Here is a 17,457-nt window from a genome sequence, read left to right on the forward strand (position 1 = left end):
GCCGCCGGTGGCCGTCATTGGCGCGAAGTAAATGCGCCGTTTCTCGGTCCACGGCGCCAGGCGACTCCGCAATTGTTAGCGGCGGCGGATCCGGCTGGCAAAGGTGTGACCTACTACGCGACACCCCCAGGAACGAGGTCCAGACCACAACCCAAATGCCCGAAATGCCCCCATGGCCGGGCCGCCACCCCACTACCCCACCTCGTAGGTGACCCAGCTCTCATGGGCGGCCTCACATCCGGCACCCGATTCACCCACCCACCGCGATCGCCCCCGCACAGCACGTGAGCGGCGATCCCCGCAGGGATCCCCGGCTCGCGTAGCGATCACCTCCGCACCCGGTCGAGGATGGAGGAGAAGGAGGTGGGCCCATGTCATCCCCCCTCGACCCTCGTACCGACAGATCCCAAGCCGCGGCCGAAGGGCTGACCCTCTTCGCCGCCGTGATGATGCTGATCGTGGGCTTCCTGGACCTCTTCCGGGGCCTCATGGGTATCGTCCATGACAGCGTCTTCGTCTCCACGCCCCACTACGTCTTCAAATTCAATATGACGAGCTGGGGCTGGATTCATCTGCTCCTGGGAATTCTCGCCATCATGGTGGGCGTCGGGCTGTTCAAGATGTCGCTCTGGGCCAGGATCCTCGGCATCGCCGTCGCGGCGCTGCTCATCCTCGCCAATTTCCTGTCCATTCCCTATTACCCGCTCTGGTCGATCGTGGTGATCGCCATTTGTGCCTTCGTCATCTGGGGCCTGTGCGTCGTCCGGCACGAGAAATCGCCGCCCGGTTGACGCCGCAGGCGCTTCCGCCCGTGCTCGCCGAGGTCAGCGGGCACGGGCGAGCCGGGGCAGGTGGAGTCCGAAGTACAGGGCTGCCATGCGCACGGTGAAGACCAGCGCGGCGGGCACCACGACGGTGACGGCCGCTCCCGCTCCGGACCGGTGGAGGATCAGGTAGCAGCAGGCGCCGGCGACCGCCGCGGTCGCGTAGATCTCCTCGCGCAGCAGGATGGGCGGGAACTGGCCGCACAGCAGATCACGGACGACCTCTCCGGTCACCCCGGTCAGCACGGCCAGCATGACGACGGCGAACGGCGTGACGCCCGCGTCGACGGCGGCCCGGGCGCCGATCACCGTGACGACCGCCAGTCCCACCGCGTCCACGGTCATCAGGGCGCGGCGCGGCAGCTCGCGGCGGCGCAGGAAGAGCATGGTGCTCACAGCGACGGACGCGATGACGGCCAGCAGGACCCAGTCGTGGGTCCAGTACAGCGGGTGCCGGCCGAGGATCAGATCGCGCAGCGTGCCGCCGGAGATGGAGGCGGCGAAGGCCAGGACCAGCCCGCCGAAGGGATCCAGGCGCGCCTCGTGGGCGGCCAGGACGCCGCTGGCCGCGAAGGCGGCGATACCGACCAGGTAGAACACGTGCAGCACCGCTGCCTCCACTCCATGACGCTCCATGACGCGGGAATCCGCGAGACAGGCAGGGGCACCGTCGGCCCGCCGGACAACCACCCCACCCAACCACCGGCCGCTCCCCCGCCGCCTCGGCCGTCCGGCCGTCGCCGTCTCGGCCGAAAGAACGGGCCCGGCGGACCGGCCCCTGACCGAAAGGCCGATCCGGCCCAACTCGCAACCGTTTCCGACCGCTGACGCCCCCTTACGTCGTGGACGTGTCCACCCGCAGCCGCGTGGGCGCCCCGCCCTGCACCGGAGGTGGCAGTCGCAGCGGTCCGGCCCCGGGGGTGAGCGAGCCGAGGACGGCCGCGTGCCGGGCGCCCGTGCAGGCGGGCACCGTCCCGGCGAGGCCGTGCAGGGTCAGGAAGCCCAGGACGGCGAAGGCGTACGCCTCCTTGGCCGCCGCCGGCAGGCCCAGAGCGTCGGAGGTGCGTACGGGGATGCCGGGCAGGGCGGCGGCGAGCATCCTCATCAGCGTCGGATTGCGGGTACCGCCGCCGGAGGCGATGACTTCGGTGCCGGCGTGGGAGCGGACGGCGTCGGCCACGGTGTGCGCGGCGAGGGCGGTGACGGTGGCCACGACGTCGTCGGCGGGGAGCGGCGCGGGGAGGGCGAGCCCGTCGAGGGCGGCCAGGAGGTGCCCCTCGTGGAAGAGCTCCTTGCCGGTGGTCTTGGGCGCGGGACGGGCGTAGTACGGCTCGGCGAGCAGCCGCTCCAGCAGTGGCCGGTGGACGGTGCCCCGGGCGGCCATGGCGCCCTCCGCGTCGATGTCCCGGCGGCCGCCGGTGAGGTGCCGTACGGCCGCGTCGACGAGGGCGTTGGCGGGCCCGGTATCGTACGCGAGCGGCTCCCGGCCGTCGCCGCCGGGGACGGTGATGTTGGCGATGCCGCCGAGGTTGAGGGCGACGGGGCGGCCGGGCCTGTCGCGCAGCCACATGACGTCCACGACGGCGACCAGCGGGGCGCCCTGGCCGCCGGCCGCGATGTCCCGGGGGCGGAAGTCGGAGACGACCGGGCGTCCGGTGCGTTCGGCGATCCAGGCGGGCTGCCCGATCTGGAGCGAGCCGTGGACACGGCCGCCGTCCGTCCAGTGGAAGACGGTCTGTCCGTGGGAGGCGACGAGGTCCGCACGGCCGTCGCACAGCTCGCGGTCGGCCCGCGCGGCGAGCTCGGCGAACGCCTGGCCGATCCGGGCGTCCAGGCGGCACACGGTCTCCAGTGTCGTGGCCGCCGGGGGCAGCGCGGCGGCGAGTTCGTTCCGCAGCCGGGTGTCGTACGCCTGGCTGATCAGGCCGAGCGGGGTCAGGCGCAGGGTGCCGGCCTCGACGCGCAGATCGGCGGCCGCCGCGTCGACGGCGTCGTACGACGTGCCGGACATCAGGCCGATCACCCTCACGACGACCACCTCCCCGCTCCAGTCTGCCGCCCGAAGCCCCCGGAACCCCCGGAACCCCGGATCCACGGGACCCCGGAACCCCGCGTTCAGGCAGCGGTTTCCTTAGCCCAGCGGCTTCTCCAGCACCGCTTTCCGGTGGCTGAACGTCTCGATCGAGTAGCGGCCGTGGTAGCTGCCCATGCCGCTCTCGCCCACGCCGCCGAACGGCAGGTCGGAGACCGTGAGATGGGCGACGGGCAGGCCGAAGCCGAGGCCGCCGGAGGAGGTCTCGGACGCCAGGCGCCGCCGCGTCTCGTCGGATTCGGTGAAGGCGTACAGCGCCAGCGGCTTGTCGCGGTCGTTGATGAAGGCGATGGCCTCGTCCAGGCCGGAGACCGTGACGACGGGGAGGATGGGGCCGAAGATCTCCTCGCTCATGACCGGGGAGCCGGGGTCGACGTCGGCGAGGACCGTGGGCGCCAGGTACTTCGTGGCGCGGTCGGCGGCGCCGCCGGTCACCACGCGGCCGGAGCCGAGGAGGGCGGTCAGGCGGTCGAAGTGGCGCTCGTTGACTATGCGTCCGTACCGCTCGGACGTGGCCGGGTCGGTGCCGTACAGCGCCTCTACGGCTCCGACCAGGGCGGGTTCGAGCGCGCGGGCCGTGTCGGGGTCGGTGAGGACGTAGTCGGGGGCGACGCAGGTCTGGCCGGCGTTGAGGAACTTGCCGGAGGCGAGGCGGGCGGCGACGGTCTCCAGGTCGGTGTCGCGGTCGACGAACACGGGGGACTTGCCGCCGAGTTCGAGGGTGACCGGGGTGAGGTGCCGGGCCGCGGCGGTCATGACGATGCGGCCGACGGTGCCGTTGCCGGTGTAGAAGATGTGGTCGAAGCGCTCGGCCAGCAGCGCCGTGGTCTCGGGGACTCCGCCCTCGACGACGGCGATCGCGTCGGGGTCGAGATGGCGGGGCAGCAGCCGGGCGAGGACCGCGGAGGTGGCCGGGGCCAGCTCGCTGGGCTTGGCGACGACCGCGTTGCCCGCGGCCAGCGCGCCCACCATGGGGGTCAGCAGCAGCTGGGCCGGGTAGTTCCAGGGGGCGATGACCAGGACGACGCCGAGCGGGTCGTACTGCGTCCACGCCGTCGCCCCGGCGAGGTGCGCCGGGACCGGTGCCGGCTCGGGGCGCAGCCAGGTGTCGAGGTGGTCGAGGGTGTGGTCGATCTCGCGGACGGTGAAGTCGATCTCGGTGCGGAATGCCTCGTGGGAGCTCTTGCCCAGGTCCTTGTGGAGCGCCTCGACGAGGTCCGCGGCGTGCTCGGTGAGCATGGCGCGCAGGCTGCGCAGCTGGGTGACGCGCCAGCCGACGGGCTTGGTGCGGCCCGTGCGGAAGGTGGCGCGGAGCCGGGCGACGGCCTCGGCGGGCGACTCGGGGGCGGGCTGGTGCATGGTGCCTCGATCTTGGGTGCGGAGGGGTGCCGGCCATTGCTTGATGTCCTCAAGCAATCACTTAGATGTAAATGCCAACATTTAAAATTGTCAAGTAACCGCCGGTCCGACAATCATCCTTTGGTCGGCTCTCTTGCCCTTCGTCCCTTCTCGCGTAGCTTTGACACAAGGTGCTCCAGGCAAGGAGGCCGTCGTGGCCGACCGCGACAGCTCCCGGTTCTATGACTGTGCCGACGTACCGGCGCTCGACTTCGACCCCTTCCTCCGAGAGTCCCTGCTGCGGGCACCGGTCTCGCGCATCCGGGTGCCGCACGGGGACGGCGACTGCTGGCTGGTGACCCGGTACGACGACGTCCGATTCGTCACCTCCGACCCCCGCTTCAGCCGCGACATCCTGGGCCGCTCCGCCCCCAAGATGACCAAGCACACCATCCCCCTGGACCGGGCCATCAGTTACGCGGACCCGCCGGAGCACGCGCGCGTACGGGCCGTGGTCGCCCAGGCGTTCAGCCAGCGCGCCGTCGACCGGCTGCGGGGCCCGGCCCAGGCGCTGCTCGACCGGCTGATCCACGACCTGGAGGACGCGGGTCCGCCGGCCGACCTCGTCCATCACGTCATATCGCCGTTCCCGCTGGAGATCATCGGCGAGGTGATCGGGGTGCCCGCCGCGGACCGGCCGCTCTGGCGCGAGTGGACGCAAGTAATCTTCACCCGGGCCCACGACGAGGCCGCCGCGGCACGGGTGAAACGGGTCAAGGAGTCCGCGCGCGACTACTTCCGCGCGCTCGCGGCCCTGCGGCGGGCCGAGCCCCGGGACGACCTGATGAGCGTGATGGCGGCCGCCGTCGCCGCCGGCCGCATCGACGAGGAGGAACTCCTCGCCCTCGCCACCCTGCTCCAGATCAACGGCTGGCACGCCGTCCGCAACAACGCCGCCAACATGGCGTACGCCCTGCTCACCCACGAAGGGCTGGCCGGCCGGCTGCGCGAGCGGCCGTCCCTCGTCCCCCAGGCCGTCGAGGAACTCCTGCGCTGGGTTCCCCACAAGCACGCGATCGGGCAGCCGCGCGTCGCCACCGAGGACGTGGAGGTCGGCGGAGTCCTCATCCGGGCGGGCGAGTTCGTCTACGTCTCGTACGTCGCCGCCAACCGCGACGAGCGGGTGTACGACGACCCGGACCGCATCGACTTCGAGCGCCGGGGACCGCAGCACGTGGCCTTCGGGCACGGCCCGCACTACTGCGTGGCGCCGATGCTGGCCCGCATGGAAGCGGAACTGCTGCTGTCGACCCTGGTCGCGCGCTTTCCCCGGCTGCGGCTGGGGGTGCCGGTGGAGGAGGTGCGCTGGCAGACCGACGTCGTCATCCGGGGGCCGGTCGGTCTCCCGGTCGCCTGGTAGCGGGCCCCGCCCGGTGCGGACCGGCGCTGAACGATTCATAAACAGGAACCGCCCCGATGGGCACGCGAGGCAATTCCGGACGATCCCCGGCACGCTTACGCGTCCTCATTCACGGGCCAGCCGGTTCCCCTCCGGGGCCACCGCGCGTCCATATCAAGCCAGCGGCCACACCCCGCGTTCACCGGCGTCCACATATCCGCAGGTCGTCGGGGCTGTGCCGTGCCGTCGCTAAACGACGTGAAACAAGCGAACCGGCGCCCCGGTCCCCTCCGACTCAAAATGGCGCGGGGTCCGGACGGCCGGTCAATACTTTTACTGTCCGCCTCCGGAGGTTTCCCCGGATTCGCTCATCCATCCCTGGGTGGAGCGGAAATCCCCGAAGGCGCACCAGTACGGGACTGTCGTCCGGATCCCCCGCCGGACGGCAGTCCCCATCCTCGCTTCACCCCCGCCGCGCGCGCCGCGCGGCGGGGGTGGTCCCGCTGTTCCGGAAGGCGTCAGCTCAGTATGTGGACCTCGGTGCTGTTCGTCCCCGTGTTGCTCTTCTTGATCGCCACGAGGTCGGGGCGGCCGTCGCGGTTCCAGTCGGCCACGGAGAACGCGAACGTACGGTCCGTCTCATGGAGGGCCGTACCGGTCTGCAGGATGAAGCGCTGATAGTTGCTCGCCCCGGAGAGCACATGGACCTCGGTGCTGTTGGTGCCCGTCCCGCTCTTCTTGATCGCCAGCAGGTCGGGGCGACCGTCACGGTCCCAGTCGGCCACAGCGAAGTCGAACGTGCCGTCCGTCTCGTGCAGCGCCGTGCCCGTCTGGAGGGCGAACCGCTGGAAGTTGCTCGCCCCGGACAGGATATGGACCTCGGTGCTAGCCGAACGCCGCCGCCTGGGCCTGCGGGGCGTGGCCGGGCGTACGGTCCTTGCCGGCGGCGACGGCTCCGGTGGCCGGGGCCGCGAGAACCGCGCCGAGGGCGAGCGGGACGAGAGCCGCGAGGGCCTTCACAGTGCGCACAGGAATGCCTCCCTGACACATGCTCCCGGGAAGGTCCCGGGAGGCGCGACCGATGCTAGGGGCGGGCCGCGCCCCGGGCCGGGGCATGGTCGAGGAGACTGGTTTCCGTAGGAGAGAGGCCGATTCTGAGCGTCAATCAATAATCAAGCACCCTCTGAATCCTTTGAATAAAAGCCAATTGTCTGCTTTGCGGTGGCTGGGCCGGCCGCCCGTGCCCCGTTCCGGGCGGCCGGCGGGAGCCGGGTCAACGGCGGTCGGCCGACGGCTCGGTGAGGCTGGCGACGAACTTGCGCAGCGTGCCCCGGACGACCGGGGTCACACCGTGGACGAGCTGCGCCCCGTAGACCACGGCGGTGCCGGCGGGCGCGGCGACCGTCCAGCGGGCCCGCGGGGTGCCGGCGAGCCAGTCGGCCTCCTGTACGCCGTGTCCGGGCCCGGGGCGGCGGGTGAAGTGCATCCCCACGGCGAAGTCGGTCTCCTGCGGCTCGGCCTCGCCGCCGCACCACACGCTCTCGGAGCTGGTGGTGTCGATGAAGAAGTCGCCGCCCTGGTCCGCCGCGCGGACGACCACGGCGAGCCGGGCGACCCGGCGCGGCCCGTCGAACGCGTGCCGGTCCAGACCGTGCAGATGGGGCGGGACCCGGTCGCCCACGGCCCCCTGGTACATCCCCCACGACGTGCAGCCCGCCAGGGACGGCGCGACCCGGCGGACGGCCGGCAGCGCGCGCCGGGCCGCCTCGGCCAGGACGTCCTGGACCTCGGGCACCGGGAACAGTTCCTCGTAGCGCGCCGCCCGCGCGACCGTCCACGGCACCTCGTCGAGGTGGGCGTCCACGAGCTTGTTGAGCCGGTCGATCTCCTCGGCGGTCAGGAAGTCCTCCACCGAGTGGGTGATCAGTGTTTCGCTGACATGGATCACAAGCGCGTCTCCCCTTTCCTTTCTCTCCGCTCTCTGCGCCGGATCTCACCGCGCACGAAGGGACGTCACGAAGGGACGTGACGCCCCCAGGCAACCCCGGCGGTCGTCCGGGTCGCCAGGAGGCGCGGACGGCGCACCCCAGCACCCGGCGGGCGCACGCGCGCGCTCCCGGCCGGAGGTGTCACACCGGCGAAACATCACTGCCACACGGGACGGAATAGACCCCCTGCTCAAGGGGTTGTCCGCTGACGCGACACACGGTCGCCCACTCCGGAAGGACGCTCCATGAAGATCGGCATCATCGGCGCCGGCAACATCGGCGGCAACCTCGCGCGGCGTCTCACCGCCCTCGGCCACGAGGTGTCCGTGGCCAACTCCCGTGGCCCGCACACCCTCACCGGGCTCGCCGAGGAGACCGGCGCCACGCCCGTCACCGTGGCCGAGGCCGCGCGCGGCACGGAGGTCGTGGTGGTCACCATTCCGCTGAAGGCCGTCCCGGACCTGCCGTCCGGCCTCTTCGACGGGGCCGCGGCGGGCTTCGCGGTCATCGACACCAACAACTACTACCCCAAGGAGCGCGACGGCCGGATCGCCGCCATCGAGGACGGCCTCCCCGAGAGCCGCTGGGTCGAGCGGCAGCTGGGCCACCCGGTGATCAAGGCGTTCAACGGCACGTACGCACAGGACATCCTCGACGCGCCGCGCCCCGAGGGCGACCCGGAGCGGCTCGCGCTCCCGGTGGCCGGGGACGACGAGGCGGCCAAGCGGACGGTCCGCGCGCTCATCGGCGAACTGGGCTTCGACACCGTCGACTCGGGCGGCATCGACGACTCCTGGCGTCAGCAGCCCGACACCCCCGTCTACGGGCTGCGCGAGGGCGTCGAGGGCGTCACCAAGGCCCTCGCCGCGGCGTCCCCGGAACGGCCGGCGGCTTTCCGGGCGTAGCCCGGGCGCCGTGGGTCCGGGCGCCGTGGGTCCGGGCGCCGTGGGTCCGGGCGTCGCGGGTCCGGGCGACCGTGTTGACCACCTCGAACGGCAATTCCCCGTCAAGCGGCCCCGGTTGGCAGAACCGGGGGCGCCATGACCGGCGTCGTGGGCTAGAAGAGCCACCGTCCAGTCCATGGGGGAGCACGGAGTGAGCACGGAGATCTACTTCGCGAACAACTACCGGGATCTGTGCGAGCAGCACGGTACGGCGTCGGGGTTCCAGTTCGAGTTCTACTGCTGGCGCTGTCATGACACCTGGCGCTCCTCCTTCGAGCCCTACCGCGGCGGGCGGCTCGCCGGGTGGCTCAACCGGGGCATCGGGACGGCGTCGGGGCTGCTCGGCAGAGCGTGGTGGGGGGTGACCAGCGCCGCCGAGGGGCTGGCCGGCTCGGGGTGGGGGAACGCGCGGGACGCGGCGTTCCAGCGGGCGATCGAGGCGGCCCAGGGTCATTTCAACCGCTGCGCGCGCTGTGCCACGTACGTGTGCGGCCGCTGCTGGCACCAGGAGCAGGGCCTCTGCTTCACCTGCGCCCCCGACACCGCGGGCGAGATGATGGCGGCCCGGCAGCGGGGCGTCAACGACATGGTGACGCAGCAGGCGTACGACGAGGGGCAGCGGCAGGGCAAGGCGCAGGACGGGCACACGGCGCGCCAGCTGGTGTGCCCCCGGTGCCGTGCGGAGAGCCACGGGGGCCGGTTCTGCCCCGGCTGCGGCTATGAGCTCGCGCAGCAGGCGTCGTGCTCGGGCTGCCGGGCCACGCTGCCGGACGGTGTGACGTTCTGCCCCACGTGCGGGCAGCGCCAGTAGGGGCGGCCCCCTGCGTTGCGGCCGCCCCCGCTGTCACACAACGCTCATGAAACCCCGGCCAACCCGGTATCGCTCGACGTCATCTCAGTGATCACAAACAGCCCGATCCCGATCACACCGACGTCCGTATGAGCCAACTCATCGAGGAGCGACCGGCCCTTGAGCAAGCACCGGCACACGCCACGTCCGCGCAGTCGCAGCAAGGAAGGAGAGACGACCGGCCGACGGTTCGTCGACTATCCGCGCCGGGGCAGACGCGGCGTGCGGCGCTGGTTGCCGTCGTGGCGGCTGACCTCGGCCGTGTTCGTGCTCGGCGCGGGCGGGACGGCCGGGCTGTTCGCCTATGTGTACGCGAGCGTCGACATCCCCGACGAGAATACGGCGGCCCGTCAGGAGGCCAATATCTACTACTGGGCCGACGGCACGCAGATGGTGAGCCTCGGCGCCCTCAACCGGACCATCGTCCGGCTGTCGGACGTGCCGCAATCGGCTCAGAACGCGGTGATCGCCGCCGAGAACGAGAGCTTCTACCGCGACTCCGGCGTGTCGTTCAAGGGCCTGGCGCGGGCCGTGGTCAGTACGGTCCAGGGGCAGGAGACCCAGGGCGGCTCCACCATCACCCAGCAGTATGTGAAGAACACCTATCTCTCGCAGGAGCAGACCGTCTCCCGCAAGGTCAAGGAGTTCGTCATCGCGCTGAAGGTGGACCGTTCGAAGAGCAAACAGGAAGTCCTTCAGGGCTATCTCAACACCAGTTGGTTCGGGCGCGGCGCCTATGGAATCGACGCGGCCGCCCAGGCCTATTACGGAATTCCCGCGAAACAGCTGAATCCCAGTCAGAGTGCCATGCTGGCCGCTCTCCTGAAGGGCGCCGAGCTGTACGACCCCTCCACCGGCCCGAAGAACCACGAGCGGGCGGTGGACCGCTGGGCGTGGATCCTCGACCGGCAGGTCGCGACCGGTCGGATGTCCCGGGAGGAGCGGGAGAAGTACCGGACGTTCCCCGAGCCGCTCAAGAAGTCCACCTCCACCAGCATGGGCGGCCAGACCGGCTATCTCGTGGACGTCGTCAACAAATACATCAAGCAGCGCGCGCTGCTCACCGACCAGGACCTCGCCCACGGCGGCTACCGGATCCACACCACGTTCGACAAGGACCGGACGCGTCAGCTGACGAAGGCGGTGGAAGCGGTGCTGGAGCGGGACATCGACCCGAAGAAACGTTCCGCCGACGCACACGTCCAGGTCGGCGCCGCCTCGGTGCGGCCCTCGGACGGTGCGCTGGTCGCGCTCTACGGGGGCCCGGACGCCACCAAGCGGTTCGTCAACAACGCCGACACCGCCGGTGTGCCCGCCGGGTCCGCCTTCAAGCCGTTCGTCCTCGCCGCCGCCCTGCGGCACGGCGCGCGCGCCTCCCGGGACGGCGAGCGGCAGGAGGTGTCGTCCGGCAGCCGCTACGGGGACGGCGGCACGCTGGTCGGGCCGTCCGGCGACGGCGCCGGTGACGGCGGCTCCCCGGGACCCGACGACGCGCATCCCACGCTCCGCCAGGCCCTGGCCGGCGGGGGCAACGCGACGTACACCCGGCTCGGCAAGGACGTGGGGCTGGAGCGGGTGCGGGACACCGCCGTGGCCGCCGGGCTGCTGCGGGACAGCATGGCCCCGCTGGAGGACACCTTCCCCATCGGCACCTCCACGCCCAGCGCGATCCGCGTGGCGGCCGGGTACGGCACCTTCGTCAACCACGGGCTGCAGAACGACCCGTACTCGGTGACCAAGCTGGTGAAGGACGGCCGGTCCGTCGGCGGCTTCGAGAGCAGGGCGAAGGCGCGCCGGGCGCTGCCCGAGGGCGTGGCGGCCGAGGTCGCGGACGCCCTGCGCGAGGCCGGGGAGCGGAGCGTGGGGGACGCGCAGGGCGTCGACGAGCGCACCGCCCGGAGCGTCGGCCCGTTCGCGGCGGGCCGGACCGGGGACCAGGACCGGCTCCGATCGGCGTGGTTCGTCGGCTCCACAGCGGAGCTGTCCACGGCGGTGACCATGTTCCGTACGAAGCCGGACGAGCCCCAGCTGCTGCCCATGGCGGAGGTGGGCGGTGCGGACTCACGGCGTGGAAGCGTCTTCCCGGCCCGGATCTGGACGGATTACATGGGTGCGTACGTCGCGTCGAGGAAATCCCGGGGGAATTCCTGAGGAGGGCGGGACGGGCGGCACGGGTGCGCCGTCCGGTGTCGGGAGTCGCGCCGTTCCGCATGGGTAGATGAATCGCCGCGCGGGGAGAACAGGTAAAGATGGTTACACAAGGGTGATTTTCTCTATTCTCATATGACTCCATGAAATGGGGGGAATAGTGGGAACAAAAGTGACCGTCCTCGGACTGGGGGCGATGGGCGCGACACTGGCCGGGGCCTTCACGGCCGCCGGCCACCGGACGACCGTCTGGAACCGGACCGCGGGCAGGGCCGGCGCCCTGACGGAACGTGGCGCGGTGGAGGCGCTGTCGGCCGCCCAGGCCGTGGCGGCGAGCCCGCTGGTCGTGATCTGCGTATCGGCGTACGACGCGGTCCACGACGTCGTCGGCCCGCTGGCCGCGGGCCTCGCGGGTTCCACGCTCGTCAACCTCACCTCCGGCTCGCCGCCGCAGGCGCGCGAGACGGCGGCCTGGGCGGAGCGGCACGGCATCGCCTATCTCGAGGGCGCGCTCATGTCGACGCCTTCGGGCATCGGCGACCCGGACTTCCTCCAGCTCTACAGCGGTCCGCGGGCCGTCTTCGACAACCACCGCGACACGCTCGCCGCGCTGGGCCACCCGGTGCACCTGGGCACCGACCCCGCCCTGCCGTCCGTCTACGACAGCGCACTCCTGGGCCTGTTGTGGTCCACGCTGACGGGCTGGCTGCACAGCGTGGCCCTCATCGGCGCCGAGGGCCCCGGCGGCGGGGTGACGGCGACGGACTTCACGGATGTGGCCAACCGCTGGATGAAGAGCGTCGGCGCCTTCATGAACTCCTACGCCCCGCAGATCGACGCCGGCCGCTATCCGGGGGGCGAATTCCCCCTGACCCTCCACCTTTCGATGATGAACCTCCTCTCCCACGCGAGCGAACTCCGCGGCGTGGAGCCCGGCCTGCCGGATCTCCTCACGGACCTGACGAACCGCGCGATCGCGGCCGGTCACGGCGGCGACAGCTACGCGCGGCTGGTCGAGTTCGTCCGCAAGGGAGGAAATGACTGAATAGACTGCCGGGATGGTCATCCCCACGGCGCGGGAGATACGCGCGCTGCATGAGAAGTACGCGCCGACGCCGGCCGCCCTGGAACTCGTGTACACCCATTGCGAGATCGTGAGCCGTATCGCGGGACAGTTGCTTCCGAGCACCGGTATCCGGCTGGACGCCGGTCTTGTGCGCGCCGGGGCGCTGTTGCACGACATCGGCGTCTACCGGCTCTTCGACGCGTCGGGCCGGCTCGATACGCGCGGCTACATCCGGCATGGCGTGCTCGGGCACGAGATTCTGCGCCGGGAGGGATTCCCCGAGCGGCTGTGCCGGTTCTGTTCGTGTCATACCGGGGTCGGGATCTCCCGGCAGGACATCCACCGCCAGGAACTCGATCTGCCCGTCGCCGACTATTCGGCCGAGACCGGGGAGGAACAGCTGGTGATGTACGCGGACAAGTTCCATACGAAGAGCACGCCGCCGAAGTTCCTCTCCGCCGATTCCTACGCCGTCCATGTACGGCGGTTCGGCGAGGACAAGGCCGGTGTCTTCAGCGATCTCCGCGCCCGGTTCGGCGAGCCGGACCTCGCCTCCCTCGGCGAGCACTACGGCCACGCCCAGGAGTGAACGGCCCCTCGGTGCGGTCAGTGCTGGGGCGGCAGGAGCGGCAGTACGACGTGGCAGCCGGGCGGGACGGCGGTGGCCGGGTCGAGGGCGTTGCGGACCAGGCGGAGGGTGATGTCGTCGTAGACGGCGTTGACGTGGTCGGTGAGGTCCAGGGGGCACACGTCCTGCGTCACGATGTTGGTGACGCCGGGGGCGGGCGGCAGCTGGGCCTCGGGGACCGTGACCACGCCGTCGGTACGGGAGATGATCGTGGTGTAGCGCACCTCCGGGCGGGTGTAGCCGCCTTCGGCGGTCTCGCGCAGGAACGGCGAGTCCGCGGTGGCGTCGGCGCACGCGGCGCAGGGCAGGGACAGGACCTGGGAGAGGCCGGGGGTCCGGCCGATCAGCGTGAGCAGGCCGTACCCGTGCACGCCCCGGCTCGCGGGCTCGACGCCGATCATGTGGTGGACCGTGTCCCGGCCGCCGAGGCGGTTGATGTAGTGGAGCGGCAGCAGTCCGCCCTGGGAATGGCCGACCAGGTCCACGCGCCGGGCGCCGGTCACGGCGCGCACGTGGTCCACGAAGGCGGCCAGCTGACGCGCCGAGGCGCGCATGGGGCCCAGTTGCTGGAACGGGCTGCCGTCGACGCCTCCGTAGTTGAAGGCGAAGACGCAGTAGCCGTCGCTCCGCAACCGGGGGGAGAGCCGGGACCAGTTGGCGTAGGCGTTCTCCAGGGTGCCGTTGACCAGCACCACCGGCCGTGGGTGGCGCGGGCCGGGCCGGCACCCCGGCTCATTGGCCCCGGTGGGGAACGCCCGTGGATGGGCGACGGAGTAGAGCATCGCGCTCAGGAAGTCGTTCTGCACCGGTCCCGCCGGTTCCGCTCCCGCGGGCGGCGCCGACACGAGCGTCAGCACCGCCCCCAGCACTCCGGCCGTCACCAGCCGGACGAACCGGCCCGCCTTCGTCCCACGCCTCGTCATCCGCACACAGGAACCATGGCCTCGCGCCTCACGCGCCGAACGCCGTGCGCCGGCGTTGCACCTGTGGGAGGGACCGCCCGGATGGTTGTCCGACGGCGGTCCCCCGGGCCGGTGGGCCAACGGGTCAACAGGTCAACGGGCTAGGCGGGCACATCGTCGAGGACTCCCTCCGGTTCCCCGGCGCGTTCGGCCTCCTCGCGTTCCTCCGCCTGACCGGCGGCCACGACGGCGGACAGCAGGGCGTCCACCTGGGCGGGGGTGGTGTGCGGGTTGAGCAGGGTGAGCTTGAGCCGTACGCGACCCGGGCCCCGGCCGGGCAGCTCGGTGCGGCCGACGACCGCCCGGCCCTCCGCCAGCAGACGGCGGCGCAGCGCCGCGTTGAGGCGGTCCGCGTCGGCGGGCAGGCCGGAGGCGGGCCGGTAGCGGAAGACCGCGGTGGTGAGGACCGGGGTGGTGTGGAGGTCCAGCAGCGGGTGGGCCCGGACCGTGGCCGCGGCGTGGTGGGCGAGGTCGTGGCAGGTGTCCACGAGCCGGCCCAGTCCGGCGCGGCCCAGGGCCGCCAGGGTCGCGGCGATCTTGAAGGCGTCGGGGCGGCGCGTGGTGCGCAGGGAGAGGCCCAGGAGGCTGGGGTAGCCCGCTTCCTCGTCGTCGGCCGGGTTGAGGTAGACGGCGCGGCGGGCCAGGGGGGCGTAGGTCTCGGCGCGCCGGACCAGGAAGACCCCGGCGGGGGCCGGCTGCCAGCCCAGCTTGTGCCAGTCGAGGGAGAGGGAGTCGGCGCGCTCGACGCCCGTCAGGAGGGGGGCGAGCCGGTCGGAGAGGAGCGCCCCGCCGCCGTAGGCGGCGTCCACGTGGAGCCAGACGCCGTACCGTTCGGCGATGTCGGCGATCAGCGGCAGGGGGTCGATGCCGCCGGTGTCGGTGGTGCCGGCGGTGGCCACGACCGCCACCGGGGTCTCGCCCCGGCCGACGGCCTCCTTGAGGAGCACCTCCAGGGCGGCGGGGTCCATGCGCAGGTCGCGGTCGACGGGCACGGCGGTCACGGCCCGTTCCCCCAGGCCGAGGACGGCGGCCGCGCGCTGGACGGAGAAGTGGGCGGCCTCGGAGGTGAAGATCCGGGGTGTCAGGTCCCGGGGCAGCCCGGCGAGTTCGGTGGCGTGTCCGCCGGCCCGGCCGAGGGCGTGGTCGCGGGAGAGCATCAGGCCCATGAGGTTGGACTCGGTGCCACCGGAGGTGATCACCCCGGCGGCCGTGGCCGGGTCGTAGCCGACGAGGGCGGCGAGGTCGCGCACCAGGGCGGTCTCGAGCGCGGTCGCGGCGGGCGCCTGGTCCCAGGAGTCCTGGGAGGGGTTGAGGGCGCTGACGGCGAGGTCGGCGGCGACCGCGAGGGCGAGCGGCGGGCAGTGCAGATGGGCCGCGCAGGCGGGGTCGGCGGGGTCGGCGCTGCCCCGGGTGAGCAGGGTGGTGAGCCGGCGGAGGACGTCCTCGCCGGACGCGTCGGACCCGCTGGTGCGGGTCGCCGGGACCCCGGCGGGACGGCCTTCGGCCGACGGGTCCTTGCCGGTGAGCGCGGCCTCGACGAGGGCGGCGACGCCGAGGGGGCCGCCCGCGGGCAGCGGGCCGCCGCGGAGCGCCGCGCCGTCGGCGAGGCCCGCCAGGACGGCGTCGAGGAGCGGCCGCAGGGCCTCCGGACCGGCGACGCCGCCGGACAGGGCGGGGACGGCGGCGTCCCGCCCCGGCACGCCGGGTCCGTCGCGGAACGTTCCGTCAAAGGAGGCGTCGCGCGTCACGGGCGGCCTCCCGCGATCTCCGTGCCGGTGCCCGCGGTCGCTTCCTCGATGGCGTCGGCCAGCCGGTCCAGCACCGCTTCGGCCTGCTCGTCCGTGATGGTCAGCGGCGGCAGCAGGCGCAGCACGGCGTCGTGCCGGCCGCCGAGTTCGACGATCAGGCCGCGGCTGAGGCAGGCGGTGCGGACGCGGGCGGCGAGCCGGGGGTCGGCCGGGTGGGCGCCGCAGGAGTCGGGCCCGGCGGTGGGGTCGACGAGTTCGACGCCGATCATCAGGCCGCGGCCCCGGACGTCGCCGATGACCGGCAGCGCGGCGCGCAGGCTCTCCAGCCGGGCCGTCATCCGCGCGCCGACGACCGCGGCGCGCTCGGCGAGACCGTTGGCGACTATGTGGCGCAGGGTGGCCGCGCCGGCGGCCATGGCGAGGGTGTTGCCGCGGAAGGTGCCGGTGTGGGCGCCGGGCCGCCAGCCGTCGTAGTCCTCGCGGTAGACGACCACGGCCAGCGGCAGGCTGCCGCCGATGGCCTTGGAGAGGACCATCGCGTCGGGCACGATCCCGCTGTGCTCCACGGCCCACATCGCGCCCGTGCGCCCGGCGCCGGTCTGCACCTCGTCGACCACCAGCGGGATGCCGCGCTCGGCGGTGATCCGCCGCATCTCGCGCATCCACGTGTCGGGGGCCGGGACGACGCCGCCCTCGCCCTGGACGGCCTCCAGGATCATCGCGGCGGGCGGCAGCACCCCGCCCGCGGGGTCGTCGAGGAGGCGCTCGACATAGGCGGCCGACAGTTCCGCGCCGCGCTCGCCGCCCACGCCGAAGGGGCAGCGGTAGCCGTACGGGTAGGGCAGGCGGGTCACCTCGCCGCCGCTGGGCAGCGGCTCCTTCACGCCGACGTTGCCGGTCACGGCGAGCGCTCCGGCGGTCATCCCGTGGTAGGCGCCCGTGAAGGCGAGCACGCCGCGCCGGCCGGTCGCGGTCTGCATCAGCTTCAGGGCGGCCTCGACGGCGTCGGTGCCGGCGGGGCCGCAGAAGTGCACGCGGGCGCTGTCGGCGAAGCCCTTGGGCAGGCTCTCGAAGAGGGCGCTGGTGAACTCGTCCTTGTCCGCGGTGGCGAGGTCGAGCATGTGCAGCGGGGCGCCGCTGTCGAGGGTCCGCCGGATCGCCTCCAGGACGACCGGGTGGTTGTGGCCCAGCGCGAGCGTGCCCGCGCCGGAGAGGCAGTCCAGGTAGCGCCGTCCGTCCGCGCCTTCCACCGTCATTCCCTCGGCGCGCACCGGCACGATCGGGAAGGTACGGGCGTAGGTGCGGGCGGAGGACTCGCGGCTGTGCTGCCGTCGCAGGACGGCGTCCTTGGCGTCGAGGGCGTTGCCGGTGGCGAGGGTCATCGCGTAACTCCAGTGGATCCGGGCAGACGTGGGGCCCGACGCTTGCGGAGCGGTCGTGGGAGCCGGGCGGGGGAACGGCCGAGGGGTG

At 72.3% G+C, this 17,457-nt stretch carries 15 protein-coding genes and 1 pseudogene; 7 read left to right on the forward strand and 9 right to left on the reverse strand.

Annotation, left to right across the window (positions count from 1 at the left end):
* Positions 1–371 precede the first annotated feature (371 nt).
* On the forward strand, positions 372–791 hold the full coding sequence (locus K6I33_RS16885) for a hypothetical protein (RefSeq protein ID WP_229352864.1): 420 nt from the start codon (positions 372–374) through the stop codon (positions 789–791).
* A 33-nt stretch (positions 792–824) separates the two neighbouring features.
* On the opposite strand, the gene K6I33_RS16890 is transcribed toward K6I33_RS16885, so the two are convergent.
* The 3 genes from K6I33_RS16890 to K6I33_RS16900 all read right to left on the reverse strand — a co-directional run bounded on the left by K6I33_RS16890 (position 825) and on the right by K6I33_RS16900 (position 4,275).
* Positions 825–1,460 (reverse strand): trimeric intracellular cation channel family protein, encoded by a 636-nt coding sequence (locus K6I33_RS16890; protein WP_229352865.1) that lies wholly within the window; start codon positions 1,458–1,460, stop codon positions 825–827.
* Positions 1,461–1,659: 199 nt separating this feature from the next.
* A complete protein-coding gene (locus K6I33_RS16895; protein WP_229352866.1) occupies positions 1,660–2,853 on the reverse strand; it encodes an anhydro-N-acetylmuramic acid kinase in 1,194 nt (397 codons plus the stop codon).
* Positions 2,854–2,955: 102 nt separating this feature from the next.
* Positions 2,956–4,275, reverse strand: a complete 1,320-nt coding sequence (locus K6I33_RS16900; protein WP_229352869.1) for an aldehyde dehydrogenase family protein — start codon at positions 4,273–4,275, stop codon at positions 2,956–2,958.
* A 193-nt stretch (positions 4,276–4,468) separates the two neighbouring features.
* Between K6I33_RS16900 and K6I33_RS36360 the strand changes: the two genes are divergently transcribed.
* Positions 4,469–5,674 (forward strand): cytochrome P450, encoded by a 1,206-nt coding sequence (locus K6I33_RS36360; RefSeq protein WP_229352880.1) that lies wholly within the window; start codon positions 4,469–4,471, stop codon positions 5,672–5,674.
* A gap of 497 nt (positions 5,675–6,171) precedes the next feature.
* Here K6I33_RS36360 and K6I33_RS16910 read toward each other — a convergent pair whose 3' ends face one another.
* The 3 genes from K6I33_RS16910 to K6I33_RS16920 all read right to left on the reverse strand — a co-directional run bounded on the left by K6I33_RS16910 (position 6,172) and on the right by K6I33_RS16920 (position 7,601).
* A complete protein-coding gene (locus K6I33_RS16910; RefSeq protein ID WP_229352883.1) occupies positions 6,172–6,438 on the reverse strand; it encodes a VCBS repeat-containing protein in 267 nt (88 codons plus the stop codon).
* Positions 6,439–6,538: 100 nt separating this feature from the next.
* Positions 6,539–6,682, reverse strand: a complete 144-nt coding sequence (locus tag K6I33_RS16915; protein ID WP_229352885.1) for a hypothetical protein — start codon at positions 6,680–6,682, stop codon at positions 6,539–6,541.
* 244 nt (positions 6,683–6,926) lie between these two features.
* The gene (locus K6I33_RS16920) at positions 6,927–7,601 is read right to left on the reverse strand and encodes a hypothetical protein (protein WP_229352887.1); all 675 of its coding nucleotides are present in this window, start codon (positions 7,599–7,601) and stop codon (positions 6,927–6,929) included.
* A 279-nt stretch (positions 7,602–7,880) separates the two neighbouring features.
* On the opposite strand from K6I33_RS16920, the pseudogene K6I33_RS16925 reads away from it, so the two are divergent.
* The 5 genes and pseudogenes from K6I33_RS16925 to K6I33_RS16945 all read left to right on the forward strand — a co-directional run.
* Positions 7,881–8,546, forward strand: a pseudogene (locus K6I33_RS16925) (NADPH-dependent F420 reductase); the annotation flags it as partial.
* Positions 8,547–8,721: 175 nt separating this feature from the next.
* Positions 8,722–9,396 carry a zinc ribbon domain-containing protein gene (locus K6I33_RS16930; protein ID WP_229352891.1) on the forward strand — a complete coding sequence of 225 codons (675 nt, stop codon included), beginning with the start codon at positions 8,722–8,724 and terminating at the stop codon, positions 9,394–9,396.
* Between the two features lie 159 nt (positions 9,397–9,555).
* Entirely contained in the window at positions 9,556–11,586 is a 2,031-nt protein-coding gene (locus K6I33_RS16935) for a transglycosylase domain-containing protein (RefSeq protein WP_229352893.1), read from the forward strand.
* Between the two features lie 169 nt (positions 11,587–11,755).
* On the forward strand, positions 11,756–12,628 hold the full coding sequence (locus K6I33_RS16940) for an NAD(P)-binding domain-containing protein (RefSeq protein ID WP_308297201.1): 873 nt from the start codon (positions 11,756–11,758) through the stop codon (positions 12,626–12,628).
* Positions 12,629–12,641: 13 nt separating this feature from the next.
* The gene (locus tag K6I33_RS16945) at positions 12,642–13,238 is read left to right on the forward strand and encodes an HD domain-containing protein (protein WP_229352898.1); all 597 of its coding nucleotides are present in this window, start codon (positions 12,642–12,644) and stop codon (positions 13,236–13,238) included.
* A gap of 17 nt (positions 13,239–13,255) precedes the next feature.
* Here the strand turns inward: K6I33_RS16945 and K6I33_RS16950 are convergent, their stop codons facing one another.
* The 3 genes from K6I33_RS16950 to K6I33_RS16960 all read right to left on the reverse strand — a co-directional run bounded on the left by K6I33_RS16950 (position 13,256) and on the right by K6I33_RS16960 (position 17,369).
* Positions 13,256–14,200, reverse strand: coding sequence for a triacylglycerol lipase (locus tag K6I33_RS16950; RefSeq protein WP_229352903.1), 945 nt, complete (start codon positions 14,198–14,200; stop codon positions 13,256–13,258).
* Between the two features lie 140 nt (positions 14,201–14,340).
* On the reverse strand, positions 14,341–15,939 hold the full coding sequence (locus K6I33_RS16955) for a pyridoxal-dependent decarboxylase (protein WP_229352915.1): 1,599 nt from the start codon (positions 15,937–15,939) through the stop codon (positions 14,341–14,343).
* Between the two features lie 44 nt (positions 15,940–15,983).
* Positions 15,984–17,369, reverse strand: a complete 1,386-nt coding sequence (locus K6I33_RS16960) for a diaminobutyrate--2-oxoglutarate transaminase (protein WP_229352905.1) — start codon at positions 17,367–17,369, stop codon at positions 15,984–15,986.
* Positions 17,370–17,457 lie beyond the last annotated feature (88 nt).

The organism is Streptomyces sp. UNOB3_S3 (assembly GCF_020740895.1).
Taxonomy (GTDB): domain Bacteria; phylum Actinomycetota; class Actinomycetes; order Streptomycetales; family Streptomycetaceae; genus Streptomyces.

Coding starts and splice junctions, on each gene's coding strand:
- K6I33_RS16960 (WP_229352905.1), bottom strand. CDS start 17,369: ATGACCCTCGCCACCGGCAACGCCCTCGACGCCAAGGACGCCGTCCTG.
- K6I33_RS16885 (WP_229352864.1), top strand. CDS start 372: ATGTCATCCCCCCTCGACCCTCGTACCGACAGATCCCAAGCCGCGGCC.
- K6I33_RS16930 (WP_229352891.1), top strand. CDS start 8,722: ATGGGGGAGCACGGAGTGAGCACGGAGATCTACTTCGCGAACAACTAC.
- K6I33_RS16945 (WP_229352898.1), top strand. CDS start 12,642: ATGGTCATCCCCACGGCGCGGGAGATACGCGCGCTGCATGAGAAGTAC.
- K6I33_RS16900 (WP_229352869.1), bottom strand. CDS start 4,275: ATGCACCAGCCCGCCCCCGAGTCGCCCGCCGAGGCCGTCGCCCGGCTC.
- K6I33_RS16950 (WP_229352903.1), bottom strand. CDS start 14,200: ATGACGAGGCGTGGGACGAAGGCGGGCCGGTTCGTCCGGCTGGTGACG.
- K6I33_RS16890 (WP_229352865.1), bottom strand. CDS start 1,460: ATGGAGCGTCATGGAGTGGAGGCAGCGGTGCTGCACGTGTTCTACCTG.